Source organism: Acinetobacter sp. SH024 (genome assembly GCF_000163635.1).
GTDB lineage: Bacteria > Pseudomonadota > Gammaproteobacteria > Pseudomonadales > Moraxellaceae > Acinetobacter > Acinetobacter pittii.
Map to the genome: position 1 here is coordinate 117,255 of NZ_GG753601.1, position 15,756 is coordinate 133,010.

Below are 15,756 nucleotides of genomic sequence, written 5' to 3' on the forward strand. Positions count from 1 at the left end.
CTAAACTTACATCATTGCAGGGTCACTAAAAGAATCTTCACCCGTTTCGACTCGACCAGCAAAACGTCGGTAATAATATGGATCACTCTGACTGGTGATTTCAAAATCATACCAATGCCCTACATCGGCCAAAGCCCAATGCTGCTTAACAACCTGTCCCGCTTTTACGGTAAGTTGTAACGGCGCATCTTGTCGATATGCACACGGTTTTACCGTCAATATCGCATCCTTAGTACCATCATTATTCATAAATTCGACATAAACATCACCATTGGCAATGTCATAGCACACTCGAATTTCAGGTTTAACGCCACTATCAACAATACGTTGAGTATCCCCTTTGAAATGACGATGGTAGCCATTTGGACCAAGTACCCATAAATCATAACGTCCTAAATTATCTTTTAAAGCGTCCCATACATCATCTAGAGTCTTATTCGGCTCGACAATATAACGCTTTGGAATACGGTCTAAATTGAGCTTTTCATAAACATGGAAAACCGCTGCTTGCGTACCCGTATTAGAGAAAATCAATTGCACTTTGCCATCAGTATTACAGCGTGCGCTGGTGTGTAGCTCGTAAGGTAACGCACGTGAAAGACGTATACCACTTTGCTGAATCGGTAACTTCGTATCCGTGGGTACAGGCACAGCTGGTAAAGCTTCTTGATTTTCTCTTAACTCATCTGCTTGCACACGTGTTTGTTTACCATTCAGCTGCGGTAAAACATCTGCATTTGGTGTTTTAAAGTTAAATGCACTAGTTAAATCACCACACACTGCACGGCGATATGGACTGATATTCGGCTCTTTAACCCCAAAACGTTTTTCTAAGAACATGAGCACAGAAGTATGGTCAAACACTTGCGAGTTCACCCAACCACCACGGCTCCATGGGGAAATCACATATAACGGAACACGAGGACCTGGACCATAAACTCGTCCATCAGGTGTTGGCTGTGAATGGCTTCCCTCAGGTGCAGCATGATCAAAATATTCGTCCTGCATATCGGCACTACTTAATGTCGATTTACCCGCGTACTGGCCGTTTTTAAGTCGTGATGGCGCTGATGGCGATGGCATATGGTCAAAGTAACCATCATTTTCATCAAAATTGATAATAAGTGCTGTTTTACTCCAAACCTCTGGCACAGCAGTTAAAGCATCAATAATTTCTTGAATAAACCATGCCCCTTGGACAGGACTTGAAGGGTCTGGATGTTCGCAATAAATTGATGGTGCATTAATCCAAGACACTTGAGGTAATTTACCTTCCCGAATGTCGCGTTTAAAAGCATCAAGATATTCTTCTGGTTTATTGCCCGGTAGCGTATTTGCAATGCCCTTATAAAGTGGATTTTTGGCATTATCAGTAGCCGCATCATAGGCTTTATACGGTAGCTTTTGTCCCGTATCTGCATACGGTTTATTCGGTTCGCCGCCACTTGCAACAGGATAGCCAGATGCAATGTTGGCCTTTCTAAACGAACGAAATGCACCAAGCATATTGTCGCCCCATTCATCTGGCATATTTTGATAACAAATCCAACTTACCCCTGCTTCTTCTAAGCGTTCGGCATAAGTTTTCCATGTATAACCACGGTCTGCCGTCGCTGGGTTACCATCAATCCAGTCCCACTCATTGTTTACAAATGAACGCTTGGTCGGTGTTGCACCATTTGTACCCGTTAAATGATAAGAACGGTTTGCATCTGTTCCAGTGTGCATAGAGCAATGGTAGGCATCACAAATCGTAAAAGCATTCGCAAGCGCAAACTGATATGGAATTTCTTTCTCTTTAAAATAACCCATTGAGATATCAGTTTTATGAGTTGGCCAGTTTGCCATGCGCCCATTGTCCCAAGCCAGCTGACTGTCGTTCCAAGTATGTGGCGTACCATCTGCACGCTGTGCATTATTGGCTGTACCATCTAAGTGAAAAGGCGTTAAAACTTGCCCATTACTTCTAAGCTGCTCCCAAACACGGCGGCCACTTGGCAAAGGAATCGTAAAACGATCGGCAAACCCTCGGACGCCTTTTAATGTTCCGAAGTAATGGTCAAAAGATCGGTTTTCCTGCATTAAAATAATAACGTGCTCGACATCCTGAATGGTTCCAGTTTTATTATTTGCAGGAATTGCTAAAGCTTTTTGAATACTAGATGGGAAAGTTGCCAATGCCGCAGCACCAAAACCCATATTTAAAGAGTAATTTAAAAATTTACGACGTGTAATCATGATCAGGTTCTTTTTATTATTTAAGTTTATGGAGCACAGCGCATTGCAGGCTTTTTACCTGTATCTGGTGTATTTGAATTATCATTTGCCGAGTCGTTACAACCACTCAGCAGAATCGCGCTGATTAATAAAAAATATGAATATTTAAAACTATTTATTCCAGTGCATTGCCTTTTCATGACGATATATAGTCCATTTAAAATCTAAAATGGCTAACATAGAAAAGTACAATGACAGTGACATGACCCAAATATTTCAATCCAGTGAAAAATATGAAAAGTCTATTATTTTCATATTCTGCACCAGATCAAAAATCAGATGAATTTAAGGCTTTAATTGAATATTTTGTAGTTCGCCATCAAAAGTTTCTATGAGACTCTTAATAACTGGCTGTTGCTGTAATAGCTCAACTGCTCTATGAAAGGCTTTTTCTTTACGTGCACTTTGAATGGTATAGGGGGTAGATGTATTCAAAGCACCATATTCAACTGTAAATTGAGTATTCGGCCATTGCTCATTTAATGCATCAATAAGGCCTTGTTGTAATTGGGTCAGCATATTTTCATATTCTTGAGGAATATGGAAAATAGTATTACCACCAATTTCACCAGTCATCACACCATGTTGAGCAAGTTCTTGAACGGCTGGAGAAAGCTGACTATTTCTAAACCAATATTCCCACTTTTCGAGTGTCCACTCACCTTCCAAAACTTGAGGAGAAAGCTTCAAGATATCTTGAGGCATCAACTGACCGTTATCAGTTGCACTAGGCTCTTTTACAACGGCAACTGTTTCTGTTTGAACCATTACTTCGGCTTGTACAAATGACTGTTGTTCAATAACAGGTTCAGAAGACAAATCAGGAGTTATAGGCACATCTTGACCAAGGGAAAATTCAGCGCTAGATGTCTCAAACAAACCTTGAGGTTCAGCAGTGAAAGCTGGTTCAGGTTCAATATTTTTAGTTTGTGTTTCTGCCTGCACTTGTACTAACTTTTGTTCTGGTACAGGAATGAAATCTTCCTCTAGAACACTAACAGTCTCTTGAACAACTGCTGAATCAAGCCCAATCAACTCATGATGATTTGGGTCAAATACCATTAAATCCTGATTAGACTGAGGTTCAGGTTCAGGTTCAGGTTCAGGTTCAGGTTCAGGTTCAGGTTCAGGTTCAGGTTCAGGTTCAGGTTCAGGTTCAGGTTCAGGTTCAGGTTCAGGTTCAGGTTCAGGTTCAGGTTCAGGTTCAGGTTCAGGTTCAACCATAGCGGGCTGGTTAATAACTTCAACAGGTTGAACCGTATTTACTGGAGTAATCTCTTGGACTGTTGGCTGAGCTTGTGAATTTAGACCTACTTCTGCTTGTCCATTTTGTTGAACAGGCTCTGACACCATAATTTCATTTGGTGCTAAAGGACGGAATGCCAACAAGCGTAAAACACACATTTCAAAACCTTGCTCTTGCGTCACGGCAAGTTGCAAGTCTGAACGTCCTTTACATGCGATTTGGTAATATAGCTGTAAATCTTGAGCAGAAATCAGCTTAGACAGTTGCATGATCTTGCGATTGATTTCATCGCTATATTTCAAACTCAAATCAGGTAGATATTGCAAAATAGCCAATTCATGCAATGTCGAAATGAGCTGATCAAGCACAAGTGAAACGTCTAATGCTTGATGTCTAAATTGCAATAAAAGCTGACTAACTTTTTCACGTTGATTTTGATGAATCGCCAAAATCAAATCATAAATGATCGTACGGTCGATTAGACCAAGCATTTCTTTAACATCTTGGTGATGTACTGAACCTTGACCATAAGCAATAGCTTGATCAGTTAAAGATAATGCATCACGCAGTGAACCTTGAGCAGATTCAGCAATTTGCCAAATTGCATCTTGATCAGCAGTAATTTGCTCTTTTTCAAGAATAGCGCCAAGATGCTTGGTAATTTCATCAACGGCTAAAGGTCGTAGAGTAAATTGCAAACAACGTGAAATGACCGTAATCGGTAGCTTTTGTGGGTCAGTCGTTGCAAACAGAAACTTAACGTGTTCTGGTGGTTCTTCTAGTGTTTTTAATAACGCATTAAAAGAATGCGTTGATAGCATATGTACTTCGTCAATCAGGTAAACCTTAAAACGTCCTTGCGTTGGCGCATATGGAACGTTGTCTAAAAGTTCACGTGTATCTTCTACTTTTGTTCTTGAAGCCGCATCGATTTCGATCAGGTCAATAAAACGGCCTTCGTTTACTGCTTTACAGGTTGCACAGACTTCACATGGTGTAGAAGTTACACCCGTTTCGCAGTTCAAACACTTGGCTAAAATACGTGCAATTGTAGTTTTACCTACACCACGCGTTCCTGTAAATAAATAAGCATGGTGAAGACGACCGCGTTCCAATGCACTACTTAATGCACGAGAAACATGGTTTTGCCCCACTAACTCATTGAAATTACGTGGACGGTATTTTCTAGCAAGTACTTGATACATGTATGCTCCTTGTTACAGGCATAAGCATACTTTGTTTTTAAAAGAGTGTGAACGCATAAAGCTCATATCCGTACAGATAAACTGCGAACTGGCTTCTTTTCTCTACCAGAACCATTTATTGTCTAAGGATGATCATGATGAAGCTCTTGATCAGTAACACCTTCATCCATCGTTTGCACGAGTCCCACACCATCCTTAATTTCAGCCGAATAATTTCCCTTCTCGGTAAAAATTTGCATGATCGTATAGTGGTCTTTTTGACTTTGAGTAATGGTAAAGAAATTTTGATTCGGATCGCCCTGATCAAATTTACCAGTCCACCGAACAATATCTTGGTCAACAGGTTCGATCTCTACAATTTTGCCAGTGCGATTAATGCCATATTCCAACATTTGAAACTTAACAGTGTCACCCACTTTTTTAAGCTCAATCACATTTGGATCATATTTAATGACCATACCTTCTGCATTTTTAATTAGTGGAAAATTAACATTAGAAGGTAGTTGATCCTTTTCTATTTCATTAAAAACAATCTGTTGCTGAGACAATCTTTCTTTTTCGGACGCACTCAAATTCAGTATATTTTGACGAGCAAATTCATTCTGATTATCTGCCATTTTTTGCCCAGTCCCTTGCCCCTTTTCTAAAGAAGACGTTAAAGCAGAAGAGCTTTGCTGTGAAAAGGCAAACCAGATTAAAACTGCTAACGCCACACAAGCGATAGCAGTTCCTATTAACAATTTATTTTTCTTCATTATTTACAGCTAGAAATAGAAATTAGTTATATAGAGAAATTTTCAGTGCATTCAGATTAATGACACTGACCGCATCAATTTTTCCTTCTACACCTAAACGTACACCATATTTAGGGTTGTATAGGTATGGACTCGAATAAAAATTAATGTTATTACCACCCATTGCTGTACTTCCTAAAGGATGAGCAAAGCCTGAACCAATATTGGTTGAGCCATTATGGTATAGACCAAGATTATGCCCAACTTCATGACGCATAGCAGCGAAAGAACAACCTGCAATATCATTTGCGCCAATCATGTTATATGCAGAAGCATTAATCCAAGCCCAACCACAACCACCGTCACCCGGTTCATTACCTTGATAATAAACACCGTCTGCCAATACACGTTTTCGCTCATTTTGTACCGTGGTGTCATCTCGTCCAGTAGAGATTGCTTCTTTTAGAGTAGCAGCAGGAATTTTATAGGTTAAATAGCCCACCTCTCTTAAGTAAAAACGTGCATTTGAATTTTCAGAGGTTAAATTTGTTAAATTTACGCCTTCAATCATTCTAAGTTTTGCAGCGCTCTCTCCTAAAATTGCATTTACTTCTGGGCTAGAAACCAACAACATATCAATTGTATAACTATCTACTGTCCAGCCTTGAGCGGTGTATATAAAACGGCGATTTTCACCATTTTTAATTGCGGTAGACAAGCCATTAGCAGCATTAATATAGGTGTCTGCCGATGCATTTGACACAATAACAACTTTATCGCCGACTTGAGCTTTAGCAGGTAGTTGTAAGGTTGGCTGCCAATTTGAGGTAGAAAGTTTTACCTTTAAAGTAGGCTGAGTCATATTCGGTAAAGTTGCAGGGATTGTTGCGGCTGAATCAATCACCTTTGTAGGTGAAGAGATCAACTGCCAATATCCTTTGTCGCTTACATACATAAACTCATATTGATCGCCTGTTTTAAGCGTTAGGGTCGCTTGGCTATTAATATTTGTATTATTAATTTTTGCAGACCAAGTCGCTGTAGACTTAATAATAATTTTATCTCGATCACTTGCAGTGGTCGGCAAAGTGAAATTGGAAACCCAGTTTCCATCTCCAAATGAAACTTCGGTAAGTGGACTATTAACTGTCGCTAATGACGTTCCAATTTGCTGAACATTTAACTTCTGAGGTTTTATATACTCTGGAACCCATTTTCCTAAAGCAGAATAATATTTGAACCAATATTCAGAGCCATTTTTTAATGTAAAACTGCTCGGGAATAGTAAATTTGTTTTATCAATGTCCGAACTTGCACTTGCTGTAGAAACAACTTGTACAGTTGTTCCATCACGTACATCACTCGGGAATGCTATGGTTTGTGCCCATTTGTCATTTTGAATAAGTACTTTTTGCATTGATGCAGTTGTTAATGGAACGACTTCATAGGTCGCACCATTAGTAGGACTCACTGTCGCTAACTGAGCGATCCATTTATTTTGACTACTATTAAAGATGAATTGGTAAACATCACCACTATTAATCTTTAAAACCTCTAACGGAATATTGGTATTAGAAGTATCTAAATAACTACTATAGGCAGCACTAGAACGAATTGTAATTTTGTCCAAATTATTAGCGCTTGTGGGTAAAGTGAGGTTTTTGACCCAATTCCCATTTGCTAGATTAAATTCTAAATCTGAATAACCGGATGGAATTGATCCACTATTATTATTCTGATTTGGTGAAATTACTGTTGCGGCATATACAAGTGAAGACGCAACAATTGCTCCAATAATGAGTGATGTTTTTAATTTAAAATTCACAGCAGCCTCTTTTATTTGTTTTTAGATTTTTCAAATAGCAGGTTAGCAAACCATTTTTACACAGTCAATTTCACAACAATTAATTTTTCATTAAATTTCAATTACATGACCACTGAATCATTTTGAAATAAAAATATGAACCTTTTTAAAGAATAGTTTATTTATGAGAATTAAATAACCAATTTTTAATATGTAGAAAATATTAAAAAGATATTTAAGGATAAAAAGAAAGGTAGCCTCTCTTTTTATCCTTTAGTTTTAATTTACTTTCTTTGGAAAGCTCAACCAGACAAATACAGTTAAAAGGAAGAAACAAATAGCTGAAATGGTAAGCACCCAACTATGGGCATAGCTAAAAGCTTGCTGCGCAACTGCAATTAATTGTCCTCCCAAAGGATTTTCAAGGTTAGACGCTAATTGCATGGTTTCTCCAATCGAGATACTCGCTTTTTCAATTAAGTCCGTTGGGAGCTGTTCTGGCAAAATAATTGAACGACTATAAAACCAAGATAACATTAACCCAAATATAGCAACGCCCAAACCAGCCCCAAGCTCGTAAGCCATCCCTTCAATGGCACCTGCTGCACTCGCCTTTTGCGGAGGTACAGATGACATAATTGCAGCAGTTGAAGCAAGTAAGGCAATCTCAATGCTAAAGCCTAAAAAAACCATACACGTCCATGCTAAAAAGTGGTCGGTCGAAAAGTTAAGCTGGGCAAGCCCCCATAGACTAAATCCACTTATTAAAATACCAACAGTAGATACAAGTCTAAGTCCCCACTTATTCAAGCAAATTCCGGCTAATGGACCACCTAAACTAATCGCAATCATGAATGGAATAATAAACATGGCTGCCTGTAATGGAGAAAAACCATGTACAAACTGCAACTCTTGAGACAAGAGTAATTCAAAACCAACCAAAGCAATCATGGAAACAACAGCCATGACAATGCTGGTAGAAATCACTGGATGTTTAAACAATTCCAGATCAATCATTGGCGTCGTAGCTCTTTTTTGGCTTCGGATGAAGTGAATTAAAGTACTTATACCAATTACAAACATCACGATCGTAAGTACCGAGAAGTTGTACATCGCCGATTTGATTGAATAGATCAGGCTTAAAATGGCTACAACCAAGATTAAAGCTTGGCCTAAATTAATTGGCTGATCAGTCTTCTCTTGTTGTTTAGGGATGATGATCGCAATCATAACTAGAACCACTAAAATAATCGGGATATTGATAAGAAATACAGCTCCCCAATGGAAGTGTTCTAGTACAAAACCACCGACTAATGGACCAAAAGCTGCTCCACCACCACCCACTGTAGACCAAAGACCAAGTGCAAAATTTCTCTGCTTTTCTTCGGTAAAGGCATTACGGATGCCGGATAAAGTGGCAGGAATAAGCATAGCTGCCCCTAGCCCTAAGACAGCACGAGAAGCAATTAAGGCATAGGCAGTTGGAGAAAAAGCCGCAGCTAACGAACCCACACCAAAAACTGCGGTTCCTATAAATAGTAATTTTTTAAAGCCGATACGATCACCGAGTGCACCCATTGGCAAAATCAAACCCGCCATAATCAGTGAATAAATATCAATAACCCATAAAAGCTGATTGGCAGTTAAATTCAATGCTGCACTTAAAGATGGTGTTGCAACATGCATCACCGTTGCATCAATCGTAACCGGTAAATAAATAAGGACGATAATTGTCAGGATTAACCATTTTTTTTGCATAACGCTCTTCAATATCCAAAACTTGGACATGTGTTCAAATTATGGTTATTATATACACAATTGGACACTTGTCCAACTTTTAGTTTTAATGTAATTTGTGTCGAATTCAGTCAGGTGAAAGAAACATGGCCTATCTTAATCGCGATCAACGCAGAGAAATGATTCTGCAAGCTGCCATGCAAGTTGCTTTGGCTGAAGGTTTTACAGCCATGACGGTACGTAGAATCGCAACAGAAGCACAAACCTCTACCGGACAAGTTCACCACCACTTTTCTTCGGCATCTCATTTAAAAGCTGAAGCTTTTTTAAAGCTGATGGAACAGCTCGATGAAATTGAACAAACTCTCCAAACAACTAGCCAATTTCAAAGACTCTTCATCCTATTGGGTGCAGAAAATATCGACAAACTTCAGCCCTACTTACGTTTATGGAATGAAGCTGAACTATTGATTGAGCAAGATGCAGAAATACAAAAGGCTTATAACCTTGCCATGCAAAGTTGGCATGAAACAATTGTGCAAGCGATTGAGTGTGGCCAAAAAGAAGGTGAATTTAAAAACAGATCAAATTCCACAGACATTGCATGGCGACTCATTGCCTTTGTTTGCGGCTTAGAAGGTATTTATAAACTTGGTTTACAAGGTTTAGCTGAGGAAGATTTCAAGCGCCATACCGAAGCGATTATTCGCCTAGAATTATTATAGGTATTGAGCTGGCATTGATTAGAATGCCAGCTTTAAAATACTAAAATTAGAACCAGCCTTTACGACCTTTTAAAATTTGGTCGGTGCAACGTAAGGCTTCTTGAGTCAGTCCCCACAAACGATAATCACCTGTGATTGAACCAATCTGGAAGTTATGGGTATAGGCAAAGCTGAGGTCACGCTCAGGATCGCACCATGCACCTGAACCATTGTAGCCAATATGCCCAAATCCATTTTTAGCTCGTTTACCCATGGTAATAATACGGTGATAGCCTAAACGCCAATTCATCGGTATTGGCATGACACGATCACGTGCATAACTTTGAATAGTACTAAGTTCTTTAAATACTTCTGGACGAATAAGTTGCTGTCCATCCCATTCACCGTGATTTGCCAGCATCGCATAAATTTTAGCAAGACTATTTGCAGTAAACGTACCGTTTGCCGCCGGAATGACTGCTTGCAACCCCTCGTCACTAAAGAAACTAAGATGTTTCATTCCTTTTGGAATCATAGCATCTTGAAAATCTTGAGGGTCTTGTCCAGTCCAAGTAATCATTTTTTCAGAGAGTGAGCTCTTGCGCGTCTGCGGCTTTTTAGGTTTTTCAATTTGAGTAGATGCTGGTTTTTCTGGTTTTGGTTGAATAATTAAACGTGCTACACGATCCAACTCATTTGCAGGCGTCCCAAAATAAGTGCCGTCTAACTGCAACGGTTCAACAAGATATTTTTGTATGAGCTGATCTAAAGATTGACCAGTTGCTTTTTCAAGTACACCACCCACAAGCCAACCAAATGTTAAAGCTTGATAAGCATTACCCTCTCCTGCAAGGAATCTTGGCTTAGTCGCCGCGACCACATCTAACATGTGTGACCAGTCGAGCATTTCTCTTGCACTTTCGATGATATTACGAACATCAAACATGCCACTTTGATGGCTTAGCACATGACGCAATGTCATTTGCTCTTTTCCATTTTGAGCAAACTCAGGCCAATAAGTCGCAATCGGTTTGTCGTATTCTAAAAAACCTTCACTTACTAAAATATGCGCTAAAGTTGCAAGTATGCCCTTACCTGTAGAATAACAAACTGCCAATGTGTCAGGTTGCCAAGCTTCGGTTTGTGATTTTAGACCCGTGTAGATATCTACAACTTTCTGACCTCTAAAATAAACCGCTAAAGCAGCCCCACCTTGTCCTGTTCTAGCATCTTGAAGACGACTAAATTGGTGGGCTAAATCAATAAAACGTTCATCTAAAATACCGTGATAGTTATGGGTATCGGCCAGTAAAATCTCTTTAATCACATGAAGTTCCTTGCATTTTTTGTTATTTTGCTCAAAAGCAGCCCAAACCTCTGTTCAGGCTGCTGATATTTTTATAATGCTTTTACTGTTCCTGCAACATGCGGTTTTTGGGATTTCGCATTACGAATTAAGAAATCATTCTTTTTATCTGTATTGGCAGTTAAAAACTCAACTTTTGACGGTAAGAACATTGGCAGCTTAAACCATACATCTGCTTCATAAGCATTTGGTAATTCAAGATTTGCTAATGCTTTAGCTTTGCTCCACATACCATGCGCAATGGCTTGCTTAAAGCCAAATGCTTTTGCAGTAATGGCATGAATATGAATTAAGTTAAAATCTCCAGACACTTTCGCATAACGGCGACCTGTGTTTTCTAAAATATCCCACTCTGCCTTAGGAACATAAACTGGTGCTTGTTCTTCTTTGGCTTTATCACCTACTCTTTTCTCGACTTTTTGACGAGATAAATAAGTCGTTAAGCCTTCCATCACTACTTCATTACCAACTTTTGCTGTGGTAATAAAGTCAAACTGAACACCTTTATCATGCGGTTTTAGTTCCCCAAATTTGCATGACAGAGTGAGTTTTTCAGTTACACCAATTGGTCTGGTTTGTTTAATCTGGTTACGAATATGGACTAAACCTAAAATTGGAAATGGAAAGGCTTCTGCCGTCATCATGTGCATTTGCAAACTTTGAGAAAGCACCGCCAAATAAATTGCTGGTACAAAGCCATTATTTTGAAAACCACATACTTCGTTATAAGCTTTGAGGTGGTTCTGATCAATTTCTAAAGTATCTACCACATATTCAACTTGCGGTAATATTTTTGGACCTTTCGGCTTTTTAAAAATTAAACCTTGCACTACTTTTGGATAAGCCAATGCCGCTTTGGGTAGCTGGCTAAAATGACGAGTATTCATACCTAACCTTTTATAATTTATAGATTCTTGAATAAAAAAGGGATGCACAAGCACCCCTATTTTGCTAAAAGTGCTTAAGCGCCCAACAAGCTTTGACCACACACTCGTACAACGTTGCCGTTTACGCCTGTAGAAGCAGTTGATGCAAACCATGCAATTGTTTCTGCTACATCAACAGGTAAACCGCCTTGTTGCATTGAGTTCATACGGCGACCAGCTTCACGAATTGCAAATGGAATTGCCGCGGTCATTTGAGTTTCGATAAAGCCAGGTGCTACTGCGTTAATGGTAATACCATTTTTTAAGATAGGCGCAGTAAATTTCACTAGACCAATTACACCTGCTTTCGACGCAGCATAGTTAGTTTGACCAAGGTTACCAGCAATACCGCTAATTGATGATACACAAACAATACGGCCATTTGCATTTAGACCATCGTTTTCTAACAAGTAGTCATTTACGCGTTCAGCAGCAGACAAGTTAATATTAATTACCAAATCCCAAAGCTCTGGCTTCATGTTTGCCAAAGTTTTGTCACGTGTAATACCTGCGTTATGAACAATAATATCTAAACCGCCTTGTTTTGCAGCAGCAGTTTTAATTTTTTCGCCCGCATCAGTAGCCGTAATGTCAATTGCCAATGTAGAACCGCCAATGTCAGCAGCTACACGGTCAAGGTCAGCCTGTTGTTGTGGTACATCTAGACAAATAACATGCGCACCGTCACGCGCCAGCACATGTGCAATCGCCTCACCAATACCACGGCTTGCACCAGTTACTAACGCAGTTTTTCCAGCAAGTGGTTTTGCCCAATCAACATCAACCACATCTGCTTTAGATACACGAATCACTTGACCAGATACATAAGCCGAACGCGGAGAAAGCAAGAAACGTAATGTTGATTCAAGATTTGCAGCAGCACCATCATCAACATAGACAACTTGAGCAGTAATACCCTTTTTAAATTCTTTACCTACAGATTTGATAAAGCCTTCAAGTGCGCGCTGAGCGATTGCTTGTTTTACAGTTTTTGCAGTTTCAGGAGTTGTACCAATCACAATCACTCGACCAGAAGTCGCAACTTGACGTGCAATCGGGTTAAAGAATTTATAAAGTTCGTTCAACTGTTCTGAGTTTTGAATACCAGATGCATCAAATACAACTGCTTTGAATTTTGATTCTTTATCGCCTGCATTGAATGGACGTAAATTTAAACCAACTTTTGCAGCTTCTTGTTGTAATGCAACATTATTGCCTACATAGCTGTCAGCATGAACATTGCTAAGTACTTGTGCAATCGCACCAGATAATACACTTGACGGCGCTGCGCCAACCAATACTGCACCATTCACTACTGGCTGAGCACTTTCAAAACGCTCTAATACAACTGGCGATGGTAAACCCAGATTTTTAACAACGAATTTACCAATAGGAGATTGTGTAAATGCTTGGTATTGATCAGTCATGATTATTATCTCTCAAAGAAATGAATTTTCTAAGACGGGCTTCATTATGTTATGAGATGGATAGAAACAATATGAAAGCAGTCGTTCATTAGAGTTACTCCAAATCATACTTGACTTCATCTTTGGATGTCTTGACCTGAATGCTATCTACAATGTCATTCTAGTCAATACAGGTCTATTTGAATTGTGTTAAGGTAGCTTACAAGAATATCGTTATTATGCTTGGAAAAGCCTTATGAGCAAAACAACTCAAGAAAATCCAGCAGTCGAGAATTCTGCTCAGGAAAAAGTGTCAAATACATCAAAGTCGGCTTCTAACACGGCTAAGCGTAACAGCACTACTCCTAAAGCAGCAACTAATACATCAAAAACGACACGTACTCGTTCAACGACTGCACCTGCACGTAGCCCTCGTACCAAGAGCGCTGCTTCAGAAACCTCGTCTACATCTTCAAATGTAGCTGCAGCACCAAAAGCAACAAAAACCAAAACTTCTGTTCAACAGGATAAAACCATGAGCCAAAACACTGTTCGCCGCGTTGCAATTATTGGTGGCAACCGTATTCCATTTGCACGTTCAAATACTGCTTATTTCAAAGCGTCAAATTCTGACATGCTGACAGCAGCATTGAATGGTTTGGTTGAACGCTTTAACTTACAGGGTAAGCGTATTGGTGAAGTCGTTGCTGGTGCTGTTTTAAAACACAGCCGTGACTTTAATATGACTCGCGAAGTTGTATTGAGCACAGATCTTGCTCCTGAAACTCCTGCTTATGACATTCAAATTGCTTGTGGTACAGGTTTACAAGCAGCGTTTGTAGTTGCAAACAAAATTGCGCTTGGTCAAATCGATGTGGGTATTGCAGGTGGTGTAGACACCACTTCTGACGCGCCGATTGCTGTAGGTGATGGCTTACGTAAAGTTTTACTTGAACTCAATGTAGCTAAAACAGGTAAAGACCGTCTTAAAGCTTTAACAAAAATTGATTTTAAAAAGCTTCTTGATGCACCAAGCAATGGTGAACCACGTACTGGCCTTTCAATGGGTGAGCACCAAGCCATCACTGCTTTAGAATGGGGTATCACTCGCGAAGCACAAGATGAGTTAGCTGCTAGCAGCCATCAAAAACTTGCTGCTGCTTATGAACGTGGTTTCTTTGATGACTTAATGACTCCATTCTTAGGTCTTAACCGTGACAACAACTTACGCGCAGACAGCACAGTTGAAAAACTTGCTAAATTGAAGCCAGTTTTCGGTAAAGGCGAAACTGCAACAATGACAGCAGGTAACTCAACTCCGTTGACTGATGGCGCTTCTGTGGTATTGCTTGCTTCTGAAGAATGGGCAAAAGAAAACGGTCATGAAGTTTTAGCTTACCTTTCTTTCTCTGAGACAGCAGCTGTTGACTTTATTGGTAAGAACGGTCCTAAAGAAGGTTTATTAATGGCCCCTGCTTATGCGGTGCCTCGCATGCTTAAGCGTGCAAACCTTAAACTTCAAGACTTCGATTTCTATGAAATCCATGAAGCATTCGCATCTCAAGTGTTATCTACTTTGAAAGCTTGGGAAGATGAAAAATTCTGTAAAGAGCGTCTTGGTTTAGATGCACCTTTGGGTTCAATTGACCGTTCTAAACTGAACGTAAATGGTTCATCTTTAGGTGCAGGCCATCCATTTGCTGCAACTGGTGGTCGTATCTTAGCATCTGCTGCTAAATTGATTAATCAAAAAGGTTCAGGCCGCGCATTAATCTCTATCTGTACAGCAGGTGGTGAAGGTGTGGTTGCGATTGTAGAAAAATAATTTCTATAACGACCTAACAAAATAAGCACCCATTTGGGTGCTTATTTCATTTCAATATATTAGCTTAATGAAGTGATGCAGCTTTGGCATCTGGGAAAAATTTATCTTCAATATGGTCATAGCACCACTGGAAAATAAAGGTATAAACCAAAATACATAAGGTTAAACCAATATCTAAAATAAGTGCATCAATGACACTCATCTGAAGCATATATGCAATCATTGGTACAGTTGCAATCAGCAAACCACCTTCAAAACCAATCGCATGTAAAATCCGCACAGGGATCGTTCTTTCCCAATTATATTTATGCTCTATTTTTTCAAAATAGTGGTTAAAAATCATGTTCCAGAAAACTGAAACCACTGCCATAAACACACCGAGTGTACCGGTTACATCCATTGGCATATCAAAAATAAAACTTAATGCAATCGCAATGATGACCAATAAAATTCCTTCATAACTGATTGCATGAATGAGTCTTCTCTTGGAAATCAACATTTTTAAATACTCAATAATAACTTGGAT

The 15,756-nt window shown here is 39.4% G+C and carries 11 protein-coding genes; 2 read left to right on the plus strand and 9 right to left on the minus strand.

What is annotated here, in order from left to right:
• Positions 1-6: 6 nt before the first annotated feature.
• The 5 genes from HMPREF0013_RS13195 to amvA all read right to left on the minus strand — a co-directional run bounded on the left by HMPREF0013_RS13195 (position 7) and on the right by amvA (position 9,024).
• A complete protein-coding gene (locus HMPREF0013_RS13195) occupies positions 7-2,238 on the minus strand; it encodes a phosphocholine-specific phospholipase C (protein ID WP_002115177.1) in 2,232 nt (743 codons plus the stop codon).
• 324 nt (positions 2,239-2,562) lie between these two features.
• Entirely contained in the window at positions 2,563-4,728 is a 2,166-nt protein-coding gene (locus HMPREF0013_RS13200) for a DNA polymerase III subunit gamma/tau (protein WP_005803516.1), read from the minus strand.
• Between the two features lie 122 nt (positions 4,729-4,850).
• The gene (gene cpaB / locus HMPREF0013_RS13205; protein ID WP_002115192.1) at positions 4,851-5,483 is read right to left on the minus strand and encodes a metalloprotease secretion chaperone CpaB; all 633 of its coding nucleotides are present in this window, start codon (positions 5,481-5,483) and stop codon (positions 4,851-4,853) included.
• Positions 5,484-5,505: 22 nt separating this feature from the next.
• Positions 5,506-7,287, minus strand: coding sequence for a metalloendopeptidase CpaA (cpaA, locus tag HMPREF0013_RS13210; RefSeq protein WP_002115178.1), 1,782 nt, complete (start codon positions 7,285-7,287; stop codon positions 5,506-5,508).
• 258 nt (positions 7,288-7,545) lie between these two features.
• Positions 7,546-9,024 (minus strand): multidrug efflux MFS transporter AmvA, encoded by a 1,479-nt coding sequence (gene amvA, locus HMPREF0013_RS13215; RefSeq protein ID WP_002115183.1) that lies wholly within the window; start codon positions 9,022-9,024, stop codon positions 7,546-7,548.
• Positions 9,025-9,149: 125 nt separating this feature from the next.
• On the opposite strand from amvA, the gene HMPREF0013_RS13220 reads away from it, so the two are divergent.
• Positions 9,150-9,728 carry a TetR family transcriptional regulator gene (locus HMPREF0013_RS13220; protein ID WP_002115186.1) on the plus strand — a complete coding sequence of 193 codons (579 nt, stop codon included), beginning with the start codon at positions 9,150-9,152 and terminating at the stop codon, positions 9,726-9,728.
• Between the two features lie 46 nt (positions 9,729-9,774).
• Here the strand turns inward: HMPREF0013_RS13220 and HMPREF0013_RS13225 are convergent, their stop codons facing one another.
• The 3 genes from HMPREF0013_RS13225 to HMPREF0013_RS13235 form a co-directional block, all read right to left on the minus strand.
• Complete coding sequence (locus HMPREF0013_RS13225; protein ID WP_002115210.1) at positions 9,775-11,034, minus strand: serine hydrolase domain-containing protein; 1,260 nt, start codon at positions 11,032-11,034, stop codon at positions 9,775-9,777.
• Between the two features lie 71 nt (positions 11,035-11,105).
• The gene (locus HMPREF0013_RS13230) at positions 11,106-11,960 is read right to left on the minus strand and encodes a MaoC family dehydratase (protein WP_002115175.1); all 855 of its coding nucleotides are present in this window, start codon (positions 11,958-11,960) and stop codon (positions 11,106-11,108) included.
• Positions 11,961-12,034: 74 nt separating this feature from the next.
• Positions 12,035-13,426 carry a 3-oxoacyl-ACP reductase gene (locus HMPREF0013_RS13235; RefSeq protein WP_002115222.1) on the minus strand — a complete coding sequence of 464 codons (1,392 nt, stop codon included), beginning with the start codon at positions 13,424-13,426 and terminating at the stop codon, positions 12,035-12,037.
• Between the two features lie 235 nt (positions 13,427-13,661).
• Here HMPREF0013_RS13235 and HMPREF0013_RS13240 point away from each other — a divergent pair, with 235 nt between their 5' ends.
• Entirely contained in the window at positions 13,662-15,230 is a 1,569-nt protein-coding gene (locus HMPREF0013_RS13240; RefSeq protein ID WP_002115199.1) for an acetyl-CoA C-acetyltransferase, read from the plus strand.
• 64 nt (positions 15,231-15,294) lie between these two features.
• Here the strand turns inward: HMPREF0013_RS13240 and aceI are convergent, their stop codons facing one another.
• Entirely contained in the window at positions 15,295-15,729 is a 435-nt protein-coding gene (gene aceI, locus HMPREF0013_RS13245; protein WP_002115172.1) for a chlorhexidine efflux PACE transporter AceI, read from the minus strand.
• Positions 15,730-15,756: the final 27 nt, after the last annotated feature.

What these genes read in the sequence shown, in the direction of transcription:
- cpaB (WP_002115192.1), bottom strand. Translation starts at nt 5,483, where the DNA reads ATGAAGAAAAATAAATTGTTAATAGGAACTGCTATCGCTTGTGTGGCG.
- HMPREF0013_RS13230 (WP_002115175.1), bottom strand. Translation starts at nt 11,960, where the DNA reads ATGAATACTCGTCATTTTAGCCAGCTACCCAAAGCGGCATTGGCTTAT.
- HMPREF0013_RS13195 (WP_002115177.1), bottom strand. Translation starts at nt 2,238, where the DNA reads ATGATTACACGTCGTAAATTTTTAAATTACTCTTTAAATATGGGTTTT.
- HMPREF0013_RS13240 (WP_002115199.1), top strand. Translation starts at nt 13,662, where the DNA reads ATGAGCAAAACAACTCAAGAAAATCCAGCAGTCGAGAATTCTGCTCAG.
- HMPREF0013_RS13220 (WP_002115186.1), top strand. Translation starts at nt 9,150, where the DNA reads ATGGCCTATCTTAATCGCGATCAACGCAGAGAAATGATTCTGCAAGCT.
- HMPREF0013_RS13200 (WP_005803516.1), bottom strand. Translation starts at nt 4,728, where the DNA reads ATGTATCAAGTACTTGCTAGAAAATACCGTCCACGTAATTTCAATGAG.
- aceI (WP_002115172.1), bottom strand. Translation starts at nt 15,729, where the DNA reads ATGTTGATTTCCAAGAGAAGACTCATTCATGCAATCAGTTATGAAGGA.
- amvA (WP_002115183.1), bottom strand. Translation starts at nt 9,024, where the DNA reads ATGCAAAAAAAATGGTTAATCCTGACAATTATCGTCCTTATTTATTTA.
- HMPREF0013_RS13235 (WP_002115222.1), bottom strand. Translation starts at nt 13,426, where the DNA reads ATGACTGATCAATACCAAGCATTTACACAATCTCCTATTGGTAAATTC.